Here is a 16,021-nt window from a genome sequence, read left to right on the forward strand (position 1 = left end):
GTGCTGGCGGTGAGACAGACGGTGGTGGCAAGGGCGAGGGCCGCCCCGATGATCTTGTGCACGTGTTCCTCTNTGGGCCCGTTGCCCGCGGACAGGCTAGGAGAGAACCACGTGCGGCACAGGCGAATCGACTAGTTCGCCTCGGCCTCGGCGTTGTCGATGATCACGTCGGCGTCGACCTCGGACACGTCGAGGCCCTGGCGGTAGCCGTTCCAGTGCCAGTGCAGGTAGCGGTCGATCGCCTTGACCACGTGCCCGGCGCGCACGGACTTGAAGATGTCGTAGGCGTGCTGGGCGAACGGCAGCTCGGCGTACACCACGGAGTTGTCGGCGACCTCGCGCAACCTGGCCACGAAGAGCCGGGCCTGCTCGACCGGGACGAGAGTGTCGTTGGTGCCGTGCAGCACGAAGAAGTCGGGGGCGTCCGGGCGGATCTGCAGGATCGGCGAGGCGGCCTCGAAGGCCTCCGGATCGTCCTTCCAACGCTTCTGCAGGATGCGCGGCGCGAGGAACCGGTCACGCATCAGGATCATCGACTTCAGGCCGGTGGCGCCGGCGAAGTCGTAGACGCCGTAGTGGGGGATCGCCACCGAGACGCTGGTGTCGGCGTCCTCGAAGCCCGGCTGGAACTCCTTGACGTCGGGGGTGAGGGCGGCCAGGGCGGCGAGGTGTCCGCCGGCCGAGCCGCCGGTGATGGCGAGGTAGTCGGGGTCGCCGCCGTACGCCGCGATGTTCTCGCGGATCCACGCGATCGCCTTCTTGACGTCGATGATGTGCGCGGGGAAGGGGTTGCGTGGTGCGAGGCGGTAGTTGATGGCCACGCAGATCCAGCCCTTGGCGGCCAGGTGGGTCATCAGGGGGAGACCCTGTTCGCGCTTGTCGCCGATCGTCCAGCCGCCGCCGTGCACCTGCAGCAGCACCGGAGCGTCGGTCAGGTCCTGGTCCTTGGCGCGGTAGATGTCGAGCTGTCCGCGACGACCCGCGTCGGTGTAGGCGATGTTGCGCAGCACCTCGATGTCGGGGGTGACGATCTTGAACGGGTTGACCAACGATCGCCAGTTGGTCGCGAGCTCGGCCGGCGAGGGTGCTGCGTCGAGACGCTCCACGTAGTCGACGCCGATGCCCTCGGTCAGCGCCTCTTCGACGCCGTCCTTGACCTTGCCCGCCGTACGGATGAGGTGACCGAGTCCCACCGCGCTGGCCGCTGCGAGTGCCAGCCCGGCCTTGCTGCGCCGCTTCGGGCCCAGGTGGGTGACGGTGTCCGCGGCGGTCAGGGCCAGCAGGTGTGGCGCCAGCTCGTTGGTCATCCAGCCGGCGAAGAACGACGGGATGCCCGCGCGCAGTCCCGGAATCGGCCGGATCGCGTTGGCGGTCAGGGCTGCGGTGAGGATCTGACGACGTAGGTAGGCCACGCCCGGATGCTAGCCCGCCCGCGGTTGGGGGGAACGACCCGTCCAGAATTAGAACACGTTCTCATTTGCCCGGTAGGATGCCGCCCATGGATCGACTCAGTGGGCTGGATGCGAGCTTCCTCTACCTGGAGACTCCCGAGCAGTTGATGCACGTCTGCGGGCTGATCGTGCTCGACCCCGCGACGATCCCCGGCGGCTGCTCCTACGCCGGTCTGCGCGACACGTTGCGCGACCGGGTGATCGACGTACCCGAGTTCACCCGGCGGCTGCGACGCGTGCCCCTCGACCTCGACCACCCGGTCTGGGTGGCCGACGACCACTTCGACATCGACCACCACCTGCACCGGCTCACCCTCCCGGCGCCCGGTGGGTACGACGAGCTCGTCGAGCTGTGCGGGCACCTCGCCGGCCAGACCATGAACCGCAGCCGCCCGCTGTGGGAGATGTGGGTCATCGAGGGGTACGGCGACCGGGTCGTGGTGTTCTCCAAGATGCACCACGCCACCGTCGACGGCGCCTCGGGCTCCAACCTGATCTCGCACCTGTGCAGCCTCGAGCCCGACCAGCCGCCGCCGGCGCAGGAGCGACCCGTCCCGCCGCCGCGCAGCCCGGGTGGGCTGGAGCTCTTCGGGCGCGGCGTGCTCAACAACGCGACCAAGCCGTTCGCGATCACCCGGCTCCTCCAACCCTCCGCGCAGCTGGTCTCCCGGACGGTCGCCCGTGCTCGTGAGGGCACCGCGATGGCCGCGCCCTTCACGGCACCGCGCACCTCGTTCAACGGCACCATCACCGGCCACCGAACCATCGGGTTCGCCGACCTCGACCTGGCCGAGGTCAAGGCGGTCAAGGAGGCCACCGGCACGACCGTGAACGACGTCGTGCTGACCCTGGCCGGCGGGGCGCTGCGCGGCTACCTCGAGGGGCGCGGTGAGCTGCCGGACTCGTCGCTGCTGGCCAGCGTCCCGGTCTCGGTGCGGGGCAGGAGTCGGCGGGCCACCGGGGCCAACAAGGTCTCCGCGCTCTTCGCGCGTCTCGGCACCGACCTGGAGGATCCTCTCGAACGCCTCGAGATGATGGCCACCAGCAACCGTCACGCCAAGGACCACCACCAGGCGATCAGCGCCGACGCGCTCCAGGACTGGGCCGAGTTCGCCGCCCCGCGTACCTTCGGCCTGGCCGTGCGGGCGTACGCCGGACTGCGCCTGGCGGAGAAGCATCCCGTCGTGCACAACCTGGTGATCTCGAACGTGCCCGGGCCGCCGATCCCGCTCTACTTCATGGGTGCCCGCATCGACGCGCTCTATCCGCTGGGCCCGGTCTTCCACGGAGCCGGCGTCAACATCACGGTCATGTCGAACAACGGCCGCCTCCACGTCGGCGTGATCGCCTGCTCGGAGTCGATGAAGGACGTCGACGCGCTGGTCTCGCTGTTTCCTGCCGAGCTCGAGAGGTTGCAAGCCGCCCTCGACGGGTCGATCAGTGGGTGAAGTCGCGGGCGCGTGCGGCGGTCGTCGTACACGCTTCCAGCAGGCCGGGCACGAACGACTCGGCCTCGAGCACGCAGGCCGCGTGACCGGCCTCGATCTCGTGGATCGTGGCGCCCTTGATGCGCCGGGCCAGGTCGACCTGCCGATCGGCAGGGATCACCTTGTCGTGCCGCGTCACCACCACCGCGGTCGGCACGTCGATGCGGCCCAGCCACGGACGCGAGTGGTGCCGGCCCAGAGCGGCCACGGCCTGGCCGACCGCCCAAGGGCTGGTGGAGGTGAACTCGGCAAGTGCCCAGTCATGGATGTCGGTCCGGCCGAGATCGAGGGCACGACCCGCGGCGCGCGCCGCAGCTGAGCCGATCCTCGAGCGGGAGACGCCGCGCAGCCCGGACATGGTCAGACCCATCGACTCGTGGAATGCGCGCTCTGCCACTGTCGACCGGAAGCGATCGGTGCTCGCGCAGAGCACCAGCCCGTCGACCCGATCGGGGTGTTGTCGCCACATCCGCTGGGCCACGATCGAGCCCATCGAGAAACCGGCGAACACGGCCCGCTCCATGCCGAGCACGTCGAGCACTGCGGCGACGTCGTCCGCACAGTCGCGCAGCGAGAACTCCTCGGACTGGATGCCGCGGCCGTGCCAGCGCAGGTCGAGGGTGACCACGCGGAACCTCTCCGCCAGCGCCGGGATGGAGGGATACCAGGTGAGCAGGCCGGTCGTCCCGACGGCATGCAGCAGGACGATCGTGGGCGAGTGTGGGTGCGGCCCCGGGGTGTCGGTGACGTACGTGGAGCCGCGACCGGGCAGCTCGACCATGCGGCCCTCGGGAATCGGGGCCCATGGCAGGTGGACCAGATTGCGCAGCAACCGGCCAGCGGTGGTGAACATGTGAGCTCTCCCGTCCTGGACTGGAACAGGTTACAGTTTTGCGCCGGAGGGTGCGGGGAGGCCACGCCCGCTCTTCCGCCGGCTGAGAGACGAGCGCCAGCGGGCACTGCCCTTTTCGGTGGTTGAGGAGCGAGCGCCAGCGAGCGTCTCGAAACCACCCCAGAAAGTACTTCGAGATAGTTTCTCCGGGCCCTTGACCACCGAAGCCAAGGCCACCGACTGGCGGGCCGAACGACGCAAACGCCTCGCTCACCGGTTGTGGTCCTCACCCGGTTCCTGAACCCTTCCGTGGTGGCTGACGGCTCCCGATCCTCGTCTCGGGGACCAGTAGCCACCAACGAAGCATTCACCGGCGCCAGTGTGGTTTCGAGACGGCGCCGCGCGGGGCTCACCACGACGCGGGGCTACCGCTGAAGGAGCGCCCGGGCACGGAATCGGGGTTTCTGACAGCCGCAGCAGACGTCGTCAACCACCGAAGAGCAGGCCGCCCGTTTCAGCCGCCGGTGGATCGGGCGAGGCGGAAGGCGGCCTGCACCAGGGTGAGATGGCTGAACGCCTGCGGGAAGTTGCCGGCCATCCGGTGGTTGCCCGCGTCGTACTCCTCCGACAGGAGGCCCACGTCGTTGGCCAGGCCGGCCAGCTTGTCGAAGAGCGCGTGGGCATCGTCGAGCCGTCCCGCCGCGGTGTACGCCGAGACGAGCCAGAACGAGCACGCCAGGAACGGGTGCTCGTCGCCGGAGAGACCGTCGACGCCCGACTGTGTGCGGTAGCGCAGCAGCAGGCCGTCGCGCATGAGGTCCTGCTCGATCGCCTCGATGGTGCCCAGCATCCGGGGGTCGTCGCCCTCGATGAACCCGACCAACGGCAGCACCAGGAGCGACGCGTCGACCTCGGTGGTGTCGAAGTGCTGGGTGAAGCTGTTGCGCTCGGTGCTGAACCCGCGGGTCATCACCTCCTCGCGCACGGCGTCACGGATCCGGCGCCATTCGTCGACCGGGGCCGGCACGTCGTACTGCTCGACGGCACGGATGCCGCGGTCGAACGCCGCCCACACCATCACCCGCGAATGCGTGAAGTGGCGCAGCGGCCCACGGATCTCCCACAGTCCGTTGTCCGGCTCCTGCCAGTCGGTAGCGAGGGCGTCGACCAGTGCCCGTTGGAGCGCCCACGAGTCCTGGTTGAACGGAAGCCCGGCCTGGCGGGCCAGGTCGAGCGCGACCATGACCTCGCCGAGCACGTCGGTCTGGCGCTGGTCGACGGCGCCGTTGCCGATGCGGACCGGACGCGAGTCGGCGTACCCGGGAAGGTGGTCGAGCTCGCGCTCGGGCAGCTGTCGGGCCCCGTCGACGGTGTACATGATCTGGAGGTCCTCTGGGTCACCGGCCACGGCGCGGAGCAACCAGTCGCGCCACAGGTTCGCCTCGTCGGTGTAGCCGGCGGTCACCAGCGCCTCCAGGGTCAGCGAGGCGTCGCGCAACCAGCAGAACCGGTAGTCCCAGTTGCGCTCGCCGCCGAAGTCCTCGGGCAGTGACGTGGTCGGGGCCGCGACGATGCCGCCGGTGTGCTCGTGGGTGAGCAGGCGGAGGGTGACGAGTGAACGCAACACCAGCTCGCGGTGGGGTATGTCCGCGCGACAGCGCGCGGCCCACGACGCGCTCTCCTCGATGGTCTCCTGGATGCGGGCAGGCTCGATGATCGAGGTCGGCAGGTCGGTCCAGGACGGGACCCACGTCGTCGACCAGGTCAGCTCGTCACCCTCGTCGACGTCGAACTCGTCGGCGTGTCGATGGTCGACCGCACGCGGGAGCCGCGGCCCGCGCAGCACCAGCTTGTCGGGGCCGGCGATGGCGACGATCACGGGGTCGCCCCCGAGGTGCGTCCGGTGCACCCACGGTCGCACCTTCCCGTAGTCGGTGCGCACCACCCACTCGTGGCGCATCCGCACGCTGCCACGCACGCCGGTGATGCGGCGTACGACGTCCGCGCGGCGGTCACCGATCGGCATCACGTCCAGCATCGTGACCACGCCCGACTCGGTGGTGAACGTGGTCTCCAGGGCGGCCGAGTGGCCGACGTACTCCCGGGTCGTCTCGTAGGGATCGACCGGTTCGAACTGCCAGTGACCGTGCTCCTCAGTGCCGAGCAGCGCCGCGAAGCAGGCCGAGGAGTCGAAGCGGGGCAGGCACAACCAGTCGATCGAGCCGTTGCGGCCGACCAGGGCCGCCGTGTGCCGATCGCCGAGCAGGGCGTAGTCCTCAATCGGTTGCGAAGCCATGCATGTCAAGGTAGCGGCATGACAGCAGCGGATCCGGTCGCGGCGGCCCGTGTGGCGCTGGCCCTCCTCGACGCGCGCGGCGAGACCCTGGCCACCGCCGAGTCGCTGACTGGCGGGCTCATCGGCGGCACGCTCACCGCGATCCCCGGCTCGTCGAGCGTGTACGTCGGCGGCGTCGTGTCCTACGCGACCCGGGTCAAGGCGGACGTGCTCGGTGTGCCGCAGCAGGTCATCGACGACGAGGGCGTGGTCTCACGGGCCTGCGCGCTGGCGATGGCACACGGCGTACGTCGGGTGCTCGGTGCCGACTGGGGTGTCGCGACCACCGGTGTGGCCGGTCCGGACGCCCAGGACGGGATCCCCGCGGGCACGGTCTGGGTGGCGGTCAGCGGCCCCGACGGCGACCTCGCCGAACGACTGGAGCTGACCGGCGGCCGTGAGACGGTGCGCCGCGTGACCTGTCTGAGGGCCCTCGAGCTGGTGGCCGAATTTCAGCCCTCGGCGTAGTCGGGGCGCGGAAGAAAAGGTGAACGGGTAGCGTTGTGCCCATCAACGGAGAGAGGACAGACCCATGGTGCTGTTTCGTCGGCTGCTCGGCGAGGTGCTGCGTTCGCAGCGCATGCGACGTGGACTGACCCTGCGCGAGGTCTCCGCGGAGGCCCGGGTGAGCCTCGGCTACATCTCCGAGATCGAACGTGGCCAGAAGGAAGCGTCCTCGGAGCTGCTCGCCTCGTTGTGCAACGCCCTCGACGTGCCGCTCTCCGATGTGCTCAGCGACGTGAGTGACGCCGTGGCCCGTGAGGAGCGCGCCCTCGAGATCGCCACCACCCCGATTCCGGTCGTGCGCCGCACTGGCGACGTGGTCGCCTCCGCGGCCTGACCCCTCACCTCTGGCAGGACGGGCACCAGAAGCTCGGGCGCTCTTGCCCGGCCGGCCCCAACATGCCGGTCTGCACGGTCGTGCCGCAGCGCTGGCACGGTTGCTCGGCGCGGCCGTAGACCCAGTGCTGGTGCCCGTGCCGCGTGTTGCCGGTGGTGGTCTGAGTGCGACGTCCCTTGTTGGCCTCGAGCATTGCTTTGGCGCGCCCGACCAGGCGTTCCAGGTTGTCGACCTGACGAACCGGGGTGCCGGGCAGCACACCGGAGAGGAAGCACAGCTCGTTCTCGTAGAGGTTGCCGATGCCGGCCAGGTTGCGTTGGTCGAGCAGCGCCTCGCCGATCGGACGGTCCCTGTCCCTGCGGAGCCGGCGTACGGCCTCGTCGGGGTTCCAGTCGTCGCCGAGCAGGTCGGGGCCGAGGTGTCCGACGGCGTCGACCTCGCGGTCGCGGGTGAGCAGCTCGAGGATGCCGAGCGAGAAGCCGACCGCGATCCAGCGCGGTGTGCGCAGCACCACCCGGGCCTGGTCGACCGGCCGTTGCCAGCGGGTCTCGGCCCGGTAGAGGTGCCAGGCACCCTCCATGCGCAGGTGCGAGTGCAGGGTGTGGTCGTCGCCGATGCGGGTGAGCAGGTGCTTGCCGCGGGAGATCGTTCCGTTGACCAGCTTCCCGGTGAGGTCGACCTCTGCCAGTTGGGGGACCCGGAAGTCGCTCAGGGTGATGCGGGCACCGGTGAGTGCCTTGTCGAGTGCCTGGGCGGTTCGCCAGACGGTGTCGCCCTCAGGCACGGATTCTCAACCCTCTCGGTGTGGTCACGAAACCCGCTTCGGCCAGGGCGGCACGCAACGGTGATCCGGCGTCGCCCCGCCCGAGGAGGGGTGCACCGTCGGCCTTCTCGACCGTCAGCCGACCCAGTGTGCCCCGGCGTACGGCGTCTCCCAGTGCGGCACACGCCGGGCCGAGCAGGTCGGGCGAGTCGCTGAAGGTGAGCAGGGTGCGTCCACCGCGCTCGACGTAGAGGGTCAGTGCGCCGTCGACGAGCACGACCATGGCGCCCGCCTTGCGGCCGGGTCGGTGGCCAGCAGCCCCCTTCTCCGAGCGCTCGCCGTCGGTGGAGACCACCGGCCAGGGCAGGGCTGCGCCGAACGGGTTGGCCGGGTCGGTGGCCGCCAGGGCCACCGCGGTCGGCTTCTGTCCGGTGGGCAGCTCGACGTGGGTACGGAGCCGGTCGACGGCGCCGGCGGCCCCGAACTGTGCAGCGCCGAGGCCGGCCACGAAGTAGCCGCGTCGGCAGCGCCCCGACTCCTCGAACGCGGAGAGCACCTTGTAGACCCCGGCGAAGCCGCCGGGCACGCGCTCGCTCATCACCGCGCCCCGGGTGACCACGCCGTGTCGTTCGAGCAGGGCCTCCGCGGTCGCGTGGGCACGACGGGTGGGGTCGGTGTCGATGGCCGGCAGCAGTGCCCAGCGGCCGGCTGTCTCGGGCGGGCCGGTGCGCGAGGGCATGGCTGCGCGGCCTCGCGCGGGGGCGACCCGGGCGCGGGGCGGCGTACGGCGACTGCGGTGGGCGGAGGTGCCCGACCGGGTGAGCGCACGTAGTGGCGCGAGGGTGTCGTTGGTCAGGTGGCCTGCCCACACGAGGTCCCAGAGCGCGGCGTTGAGCTCGGCGTCGTTCGTCGAGTCGACGGCCTGGCCGAGCTGCCGGAAGAAGTAGGCGCCGCCGGGTGCCAACGCCTCGAGCACCGCGCGATGGAGGTCGCCGAGGTCGGCCGCGGCGGGCTCGGGCAAGGTCAGGGGAGCCTGGTCGGCGAGGTGCACCGCGACCCAGCCGTCGCTGCCGGGGAGTGCCCCATGGCCGGACCACACCACCTCACCAGCCGCGGTGAGCTCGTCGAGCATCGCCGGCTCGTAGTCGCTGACCCGAGCCGCCAGGACGAGGGGTTCGAGCGCCGAGGCGGGCACCGGGCAACCGGCCAGCTGGTCGACCGCGGCGAGCACCCCGTCGACGCCGCGCAGTGCACCGCGGGCGCGGCCGGTGACGTGCTGCCACGGCGGCAGGAAGCGGCCCAGCGCCTCGGGGTCGACCGGCTCGACCTCCTTCCGCAGGCGAGCAAGCGAGCGACGTCGGAGACGGCGCAGGACCTCGGCGTCGCACCACTCGTCGCCGCTGCCGGCGGGCCGGAACTCGCCCTCTAGCACCCGGCCCGACGCAGCCAGGCGGAGCAGCGTCTGCCGGGCCACGGCGACACCGAGACCGAGTCGCGTGGCGACCTCGGCGGTCGTGAAGGGACCGTGGCTGCGGGCGAAGCGGCCGACCAGGTCACCCAGCGGGTCGTCGACCGGTTCGGTGAAGGCGTCGGGCGTGCCCTGCGGGACCGGCACACCGAGTCCGTCACGCAGGCGGGCGATGTCTTCGACGGCACACCAGCGCTCGTCGCCGCCCATGCGCACCACGGCCACACGGCGTACGTCGGCGAGGCCGGTCAGCCACGCGGCGGCATCGGCGCCCTCGACACTCCGCTCGGCGACCTCGGCTGTCGACAGGGGCCCGAGCAGCCGGAGCAGGTCGGCCACTCCCTCGGCATCGCGCGCCCGGCGATCGGGCGCGAGACGTTGCAGCTCGGCCTCGACCTCGAGCAGCACCTCGGGGTCGAGCAGCTCGCGCAGCTCGGCGCGACCCAGCAGCTCGGCCAGCAACCCCTGGTCGAGGCTGAGCGCTGCGGCCCGGCGTTCGGCGATGGGGGAGTCGCCCTCGTAGACGAACTGGGCGACGTAGCCGAACAGCAGGCTGCGGGCGTAGGGAGACGGCTGCTGCGTCGCGACGTCGACGACCCGCACCTCACGACGATCGACCCGGCCCATGAGCGCGACGAGGCCGGGCAGGTCGTAGACGTCCTGGAGCACCTCGCGCACGGCCTCGAGGACGATCGGGAACGAGGGGTACTTCGACGCGACCTCGAGCAGCTGCGCCGAGCGCTGCCGTTGCTGCCACAACGGCGAGCGCCGACCCGGGTCGCGGCGCGGCAGGAGGAGTGCCCGGGCCGCACACTCACGGAACCGGCTGGCGAAGAGTGCCGACCCACCGACCTCGCCCGTGACCAGGTCGTCGATCTCGTCGGCCTCGAACACCACGACCTCACCGCCGGGCGGCTCGGCGTCGGTGTCGGGGATGCGCAGCACGATGCCGTCGTCGCTGGCCACAGCGGACGCCTCCACGCCGTACCTCTCGCGCAGGCGGGTGTTGATCGCCAGCGCCCACGGGGCATGCACCGGCGTGCCGTAGGGGGAGTGCACCACCAGCCGCCAGTCGCCGAGCTCGTCGCGGAACCGCTCGACCACGATGGTGCGATCACTGGGCAGCACGTTGGTGGCCTCGCGCTGCTCGGCGAGATAGGTGACCAGGTTGTCGGCGGCCCAGTCGTCGAGCCCCAGCTCGCGGGCGTGTGCTCCGGCCTTCACGGCGTCGAGGGACGACAGCTCACGGGTGAAGGCACCGACCGCCTCGCCGAGCTCGGCGGGCCGGCCGAGGGTGTCGCCCTTCCAGAACGGCAGCCGCCCCGGCACCCCGGGCGCCGGTGTGACCAGCACCCGGTCGTGGGTGATGTCCTCGATGCGCCAGCTGGTCGCGCCGAGTGCGAACACGTCGCCGACGCGTGACTCGTAGACCATCTCCTCGTCGAGCTCGCCGACCCGGTTCGCCTTCTCTCCCACCAGGAAGACGCCGAACAGGCCGCGGTCGGGGATGGTTCCGCCGCTGGTGACGGCCAGGCGTTGGGCGCCGGGACGGCCGGTCAGCTGGCCGGTCACCCTGTCCCACACGATGCGCGGCCGCAGCTCGGCGAACTCGTCGCTCGGGTAGCGCCCGCTGAGCAGGTCGAGTGTGGCGTCGTAGGCGCTGCGCGGCAGCTTGCTGAACGACGCACTGCGACAGACCAGGGCGTAGAGCTCGTCGACGTCCCACGCGTCGAGTGCGGTCGCCGAGACGACGTGCTGGGCGAGCACGTCGAGGGGGTTGGCGGGGATGCGCAGGGACTCGATCGCTCCGCTGCGCATGCGTTGTACGGCGACCGCGGTCTGCGCCAGGTCTCCACGGTGCTTGGGGAACAGCACGCCTCGGGACACCTCGCCGACCTGGTGCCCGGCCCGGCCCACGCGCTGCAGGGCGCTGGCCACACTGGGCGGCGACTCGATCTGGATGACCAGGTCGACCGCGCCCATGTCGATGCCGAGCTCGAGGCTGCTGGTGGCCACGACGGCGGGGAGCCGGCCGCGCTTGAGGTCGTCTTCGATGATGCCGCGTTGTTCCTTGGAGACCGATCCGTGGTGGGCCTTCGCGATGAGGGGGGCGGCACCTTCGCTGGCGCCGGACTGGGCCATGATCTGGGCTGGCGGCTTGCCGTCGCCGGCCACCACCTGGCCGGCCCGCTCGGCGGCGATCTCGTTGAGGCGGGCGGTGAGGCGCTCGGCCAGACGGCGCGAGTTGGCGAACACGATCGTCGAGCGGTGTTGCTCGATCAGGTCGACCACGCGCTCCTCGACGTGCGGCCAGATCGAGGCGTTGCGCGGTGCGGCGGAAGCCGGACCCTCGAACTGCTCGTCGAGTGGCTGGCCGATCTCGGCCATGTCCTCGACCGGGACCACGACGCGGAGGTCCCACGCCTTCGACGACGGTGGCGCGACGATCTCGACCGGTGCGGTGCCGCCGAGGAAGCGGGCCACCTCGTCGAGGGGTCGCACCGTCGCGGAGAGGCCGATGCGTTGGGCGGGCCGGTCGAGGAGCGCGTCGAGCCGCTCGAGCGAGAGCGCCAGGTGGGCGCCGCGCTTGGTGCCGGCCACGGCATGCACCTCGTCGACGATGACGGTCTCGACGCCGCGCAACGACTCGCGGGCCTGCGAGGTGAGCATCAGGAACAGCGACTCCGGTGTCGTGATCATGATGTCGGGCGGGGTGGTCTGGAAGCGCCTGCGGTCGGCCGGGCTCGTGTCACCCGAGCGCAGGCCGATGGTCACGTCACGGGCGGTCTCGCCGAGCCGGTCGGCGGTGTGCCGGATGCCGGCCAGGGGTGCGCGCAGGTTGCGCTCGACGTCGACCGCGAGGGCCTTCAACGGCGAGACGTAGAGGACCCGGCAGCGGCGCAGCTTGTCGGCCGGCGGTGGAGTGGTGACCAGTCGGTCGATGGACCACAGGAACGCCGAGAGCGTCTTGCCCGAGCCGGTCGGTGCGACCACGAGGGAGTGGCGCCCGGCACCGATCGCCTGCCAGGCGCCGACCTGTGCGGGGGTCGGCTCGGCGAAGGCGGCCTCGAACCAGGCACGCGTCGGTGCACTGAACTCCTCGAGGGCCATTCAGCCATCTTCCCCCATGCCACCGACAACCGCCCGAGTAACGCGGGGTTACGGTCGCTCCACACGTGTTGTGACACGGGTGAACCGACCACGGCACCGCACAAGTGCGGCCGAAGCTCTCAGTCGAGCAGGGGAGCGGTGAGGCGTCCGCCGACGTACGTCGCGGCGACCGACATCGAGCGCAGGTGGGCGCCGATCGCCGAGCTGTCACCGACGTCCGCCAGCGGGTCGGCGTCGAGCAGCACCAGGTCGCCGGGGTGTCCGGTCGCGACCGTGCCCCAGCCGTCGGTCGATGCGGCCAGTGCCTCACGCGCGGTCAGCGCCTGTGACGCGTTCCAGGGCTCCCGCTCGTCTCCGCTGCGGTGGACCGCGGCCGACATCGCCAGCCACGGGTCCAATGGAGCCACCGGCGCATCGGAGCCGAGGTGCAGCCGGGTGCCCGCGTCGTACATCCAGCGCAGGGCGAAGCAGCGGTCGAGACGGTCGGCCCAGCAGTGCTCGGACACGTCGCGGTCATCGAGCAGGTGGGCCGGTTGCACGCTGGCCCGCAGCCCCGACGCCGCGAGGAGTGGGACGTCGACCGGGTCGAGCAGCTGGGCGTGCTCGATCGACCCGCGCGCGCCGGTGGCACCGAAGCCGAGCAGCGCCTCGTGCACCGCGGCGTCACCGATCGCGTGCACCGCCACCTCGAGCCCGCCGGCGTGGGCACGGCGCATCAGCTCGTGCATCTCCTCGACGCTCTGGTTGGCGTAGCCGAACGGGTGGATCAGGTCCTCACCGTTCGTGTAGGGCATGCAGCACCACGCCGTACGAGTGTTCAGGGAGCCGTCGGAGATGATCTTCAGCGGGCCCATCACGCCCATGCTCGTGCCCGGCAGCGGGTCGCCGCTGCGCAGGCCGGCCGAGAGTACGGCGTCCAGGCCGGAGGCGTACGTCGCCATGCGGATGCGCAGCAGGTCGGCACCCTCGGCCCAGCGTTGGGCCCACTCCTCTGCGCCGCCGCTGAACTCGAAGTCGACGACGCCGACGACTCCGCGTGCGGCGGCCTCGGCCTCGACGGTGCGATAGGCGGCGGGAGTGGCCTCCTGACCCACCACCTCCTCGAGCCGTCCGTAGGCCTCGAACCACTCCGACTCACGGACCACGTCGTGGCGGGCGGGCAGGCCCAGTGCGCGCAGGGCCGCCGAGTTGAGCCACGCGTGGTGCGCGTCGCCGCTGATCAGCACGATGGGCGTGGTCTCCGAGACCGCGTCGAGCTCGGCGACCGTGGGCTTGCGCGGCCAGGTGGCCGAGCGGTGCCCGAACCCGACAAGGGGCTTGTCGGGCCACACGGACAGGCGTTCCTGCACGAAGAACGTGACCTCCTCGGGCGACCGCGCGGTCGACAGGTCGAGGCGGCCACTGGTCATCGCCACCTGGCCGAGGTGCACGTGGTGGTCCCACAGGCCCGGCACGATCCAGCGTCCGTCGGCGTCGTGCACACGGGCGTCGTCGACATCGGGCAGGTCGGCGCCCACCCGTCGTACGACGCCGTCCTCGACGTGTACGTCGATCGGGTCAGCGGGAGGAGCCTCACCGACGCCGAGCGGCACCGGGAAGACGTTGCGGATCAGCAGCGGTTCCATGCGCCGACACTAGGTGAGTCGACTCCCGAAATCTCATCGGGTCACTCGTCGTGTGGGGCGACTCACTACATGGAGGAGCCCTGCCCGAGCACGTTGCCGTGCGCATCGAGGACGCGGTAGTCCGCGTCGACCAGCCCGCCCGAGCCGGGGTCCTTGAGCACGAAGGCGTAGTTGCCGTCGTTGACCGGGACGGAGAACGTGGCGCCGGTGGCCAGGGTGACCTCGATCGAGCGGGCGTCGCGCGGCATCACTCCGGCAGCCGTGTAGTAGCTGGCGTTCTCCTTGGTCAGCGACTTGTTGTCGGGTCCGGACGTCGTCCCGGAGAAGGCGACCTGGTAGCTGCGCGGCAGTGCCCCGCCGGCCTCGGTGATGGCCGCGTCCGAGGTGAGCGGGGTGAGGGTGCAGGTCCAGTGCTCGCCGTCCTTGACGAGCAGGGCCGACATGATCAGGCCGGCGTCGTCGACGGCAGCCACGGTGGCTCCCCGGAGGTCGGGAGTGAGGGCGGGTGAGGGAGCCTCGGCGACTTCTCCCGACTCCGGGTCGAACGACGAAGGCGGGAGGAACATCTCACTGCACACCTCGGCGATGCGCGCGGGCTGGTCCGCCGCGGGGTCCAGGTCGGCGAACGTGACCGGCTTGTTCTCGGAGCCCTGCTCCGGGATGGCGCACAGCACCGGGTTTCCGGAGTTCAGGGCGTTCAGCGCGACGATGTCTCCGACGGCGTAGTCACGCTCATGGGACACCATCCAGTCCTTGGCAGTGAGCTTCCGGGTGTCGGGATACATCGGGTAGTCGTCGTACTTGGCCAGTTGTGGCAGGCAGCGACGGATGATCTCGTCGTGGGCGAGCGGCTTCTCCTCGGCCTGCACTGCGGAGTGGGGCAACTTGTCGCCGGCGGTCGGCACCGGCTCGCCGTCGGGAAGGGCGGCCCGCACACCGAGGGAGGTGCCGACCACGGCCGCCGCGGTGACCAGTGCTGCGCCGGCGATGCGGGTGCGGTGCCGGCTGCGGCCGGCACGGGCGCGGCCGAGCAGGTCGTCGAGGTCGGTCTTCAGTGGCTGGCCGGTGTCGTCGGCGGCCTGCCGGAGCCTGTCGTGGAGTGGATCGTTCATCGCCTGGGTCCTGTCTCGACGTCATCCGTCGCGAGGAGCGGCCGCAGCGCACGCAAGGCGTCGGAGGTCTGGCTCTTCACCGTTCCCTCGGAGCACCCCAGTGCGGCAGCCGTCTCCGCGACGGACAACTGGTGGTAGTAGCGCAGGACGACGCACGCGCGCCGTCTCGGGGTGAGCTCGGACAGGGCCCGCACCATCGCGTCGCGTTCGACGATGCCGCCGTCGGGGGCAGGGATGCCCGCGACGTGGTGGTCGTCGATGTCGACCGACCGCTCCCGGCGCACGGGGCGCCGGGAGTCGTCGATGAGGATGCGGATCGTGGTGCGCCGTGCGTAGGCGAGCAGGCCTTCCCGCCTCTCGACACGGTGCCACGAGCGATAGACCCGGATCAGGGCCTCCTGTGCGGCGTCCTCGGCCCTGTGCCAGTCGGAGCACATGAGGTACGCCGTACGCCGGAGGTCGGCGAGTGACGCCACGGCGAAGGCCGTGAACTCCTCGTCGTACGCCCTGGCCATCCAGATCTCCTTGCAACTGTCGTCGTCACCCTTGAGACGAGGCCCGTGGCGATTCGGTTGGTCACCCGCGGAAAACGTGGGTCTGCCGCGGGTCGGATCCGTGACTGACTCCATGGTCCATCCTGCCGGTCTGGGGCGCCTCGGTAGCGTGGGCGGCATGAAGCTTCCCGCCGCTGATCGTGTCCCCACCGCACCCCTGGCCGCACTGGGCCTGCTGGGCGGCTACCTCGTCGCCCGGGAGACCGGCGTACGCCCGCTCGGTGGTGCCGTGCTGGGTGGCGCGGGGCTTCTCGCCGGGCGCAGCTGGTTGGCCAAGGGCGGCCCGGCCACGACGGCCGCTCTCTCGGCGATCTACCTCGGCGGCTTCGGGGCCTCGCACCCGCTGGCGAAGAAGGTCGGCGCCTGGCCGGCCGTGATCGGTGCCGCCGCCGTGTCGGCCGGCGCCTCACACGTGCTGTCCGACCGACGCTGAGCGGCAGCC

12 protein-coding genes are annotated in these 16,021 nt (G+C 71.1%); 4 read left to right on the forward strand and 8 right to left on the reverse strand.

The window, feature by feature from the left end:
• Positions 1 to 131 precede the first annotated feature (131 nt).
• Positions 132 to 1,412, reverse strand: a complete 1,281-nt coding sequence (locus tag ASH02_RS10405) for an alpha/beta hydrolase (RefSeq protein WP_082620849.1) — start codon at positions 1,410 to 1,412, stop codon at positions 132 to 134.
• 86 nt (positions 1,413 to 1,498) lie between these two features.
• Between ASH02_RS10405 and ASH02_RS10410 the strand changes: the two genes are divergently transcribed.
• Positions 1,499 to 2,899 carry a WS/DGAT/MGAT family O-acyltransferase gene (locus ASH02_RS10410; RefSeq protein ID WP_057294705.1) on the forward strand — a complete coding sequence of 467 codons (1,401 nt, stop codon included), beginning with the start codon at positions 1,499 to 1,501 and terminating at the stop codon, positions 2,897 to 2,899.
• Here the strand turns inward: ASH02_RS10410 and ASH02_RS10415 are convergent.
• Both ASH02_RS10415 and ASH02_RS10420 read right to left on the reverse strand, forming a co-directional pair.
• A complete protein-coding gene (locus tag ASH02_RS10415) occupies positions 2,889 to 3,791 on the reverse strand; it encodes an alpha/beta fold hydrolase (protein ID WP_057294706.1) in 903 nt (300 codons plus the stop codon). The two genes, ASH02_RS10410 and ASH02_RS10415, sit on opposite strands and share 11 nt — an antisense overlap.
• Positions 3,792 to 4,284: 493 nt before the next feature.
• Positions 4,285 to 6,066, reverse strand: a complete 1,782-nt coding sequence (locus tag ASH02_RS10420; RefSeq protein ID WP_057294707.1) for a glycoside hydrolase family 15 protein — start codon at positions 6,064 to 6,066, stop codon at positions 4,285 to 4,287.
• Positions 6,067 to 6,084: 18 nt separating this feature from the next.
• On the opposite strand from ASH02_RS10420, the gene ASH02_RS10425 reads away from it, so the two are divergent.
• Together ASH02_RS10425 and ASH02_RS10430 are read left to right on the forward strand one after the other, a co-directional pair.
• On the forward strand, positions 6,085 to 6,573 hold the full coding sequence (locus tag ASH02_RS10425; protein ID WP_057294708.1) for a CinA family protein: 489 nt from the start codon (positions 6,085 to 6,087) through the stop codon (positions 6,571 to 6,573).
• 64 nt (positions 6,574 to 6,637) lie between these two features.
• Positions 6,638 to 6,946, forward strand: a complete 309-nt coding sequence (locus tag ASH02_RS10430; protein ID WP_056677259.1) for a helix-turn-helix domain-containing protein — start codon at positions 6,638 to 6,640, stop codon at positions 6,944 to 6,946.
• 4 nt (positions 6,947 to 6,950) lie between these two features.
• Here the strand turns inward: ASH02_RS10430 and ASH02_RS10435 are convergent, their stop codons facing one another.
• From ASH02_RS10435 to ASH02_RS10455, 5 genes are all read right to left on the reverse strand, one after another.
• A complete protein-coding gene (locus ASH02_RS10435) occupies positions 6,951 to 7,730 on the reverse strand; it encodes a DNA-formamidopyrimidine glycosylase family protein (protein WP_056677264.1) in 780 nt (259 codons plus the stop codon).
• Positions 7,723 to 12,288 (reverse strand): ATP-dependent helicase, encoded by a 4,566-nt coding sequence (locus ASH02_RS10440; protein ID WP_057294709.1) that lies wholly within the window; start codon positions 12,286 to 12,288, stop codon positions 7,723 to 7,725. The genes ASH02_RS10435 and ASH02_RS10440 overlap by 8 nt, the downstream gene beginning before the upstream one ends.
• 119 nt (positions 12,289 to 12,407) lie before the next feature.
• Positions 12,408 to 13,913, reverse strand: a complete 1,506-nt coding sequence (locus ASH02_RS10445; protein WP_056890949.1) for an amidohydrolase — start codon at positions 13,911 to 13,913, stop codon at positions 12,408 to 12,410.
• 65 nt (positions 13,914 to 13,978) lie between these two features.
• Positions 13,979 to 15,025 (reverse strand): hypothetical protein, encoded by a 1,047-nt coding sequence (locus ASH02_RS10450; RefSeq protein ID WP_057294710.1) that lies wholly within the window; start codon positions 15,023 to 15,025, stop codon positions 13,979 to 13,981.
• On the reverse strand, positions 15,022 to 15,699 hold the full coding sequence (locus ASH02_RS10455; RefSeq protein WP_327152814.1) for a SigE family RNA polymerase sigma factor: 678 nt from the start codon (positions 15,697 to 15,699) through the stop codon (positions 15,022 to 15,024). Before ASH02_RS10455 ends, ASH02_RS10450 begins: the two co-directional genes overlap by 4 nt.
• Between ASH02_RS10455 and ASH02_RS10460 the strand changes: the two genes are divergently transcribed.
• Positions 15,698 to 16,012, forward strand: coding sequence for a hypothetical protein (locus ASH02_RS10460; RefSeq protein WP_056890951.1), 315 nt, complete (start codon positions 15,698 to 15,700; stop codon positions 16,010 to 16,012). The two genes, ASH02_RS10455 and ASH02_RS10460, sit on opposite strands and share 2 nt — an antisense overlap.
• The last annotated feature ends 9 nt before the right edge of the window (positions 16,013 to 16,021 follow it).

This window comes from Nocardioides sp. Soil796, from assembly GCF_001429525.1.
Lineage (GTDB): Bacteria > Actinomycetota > Actinomycetes > Propionibacteriales > Nocardioidaceae > Nocardioides.

Coding starts and splice junctions, on each gene's coding strand:
- ASH02_RS10455 (WP_327152814.1), bottom strand. CDS start 15,699: ATGCCGCCCACGCTACCGAGGCGCCCCAGACCGGCAGGATGGACCATG.
- ASH02_RS10450 (WP_057294710.1), bottom strand. CDS start 15,025: ATGAACGATCCACTCCACGACAGGCTCCGGCAGGCCGCCGACGACACC.
- ASH02_RS10445 (WP_056890949.1), bottom strand. CDS start 13,913: ATGGAACCGCTGCTGATCCGCAACGTCTTCCCGGTGCCGCTCGGCGTC.
- ASH02_RS10440 (WP_057294709.1), bottom strand. CDS start 12,288: ATGGCCCTCGAGGAGTTCAGTGCACCGACGCGTGCCTGGTTCGAGGCC.
- ASH02_RS10425 (WP_057294708.1), top strand. CDS start 6,085: ATGACAGCAGCGGATCCGGTCGCGGCGGCCCGTGTGGCGCTGGCCCTC.
- ASH02_RS10415 (WP_057294706.1), bottom strand. CDS start 3,791: ATGTTCACCACCGCTGGCCGGTTGCTGCGCAATCTGGTCCACCTGCCA.
- ASH02_RS10430 (WP_056677259.1), top strand. CDS start 6,638: ATGGTGCTGTTTCGTCGGCTGCTCGGCGAGGTGCTGCGTTCGCAGCGC.
- ASH02_RS10460 (WP_056890951.1), top strand. CDS start 15,698: ATGAAGCTTCCCGCCGCTGATCGTGTCCCCACCGCACCCCTGGCCGCA.
- ASH02_RS10410 (WP_057294705.1), top strand. CDS start 1,499: ATGGATCGACTCAGTGGGCTGGATGCGAGCTTCCTCTACCTGGAGACT.
- ASH02_RS10420 (WP_057294707.1), bottom strand. CDS start 6,066: ATGGCTTCGCAACCGATTGAGGACTACGCCCTGCTCGGCGATCGGCAC.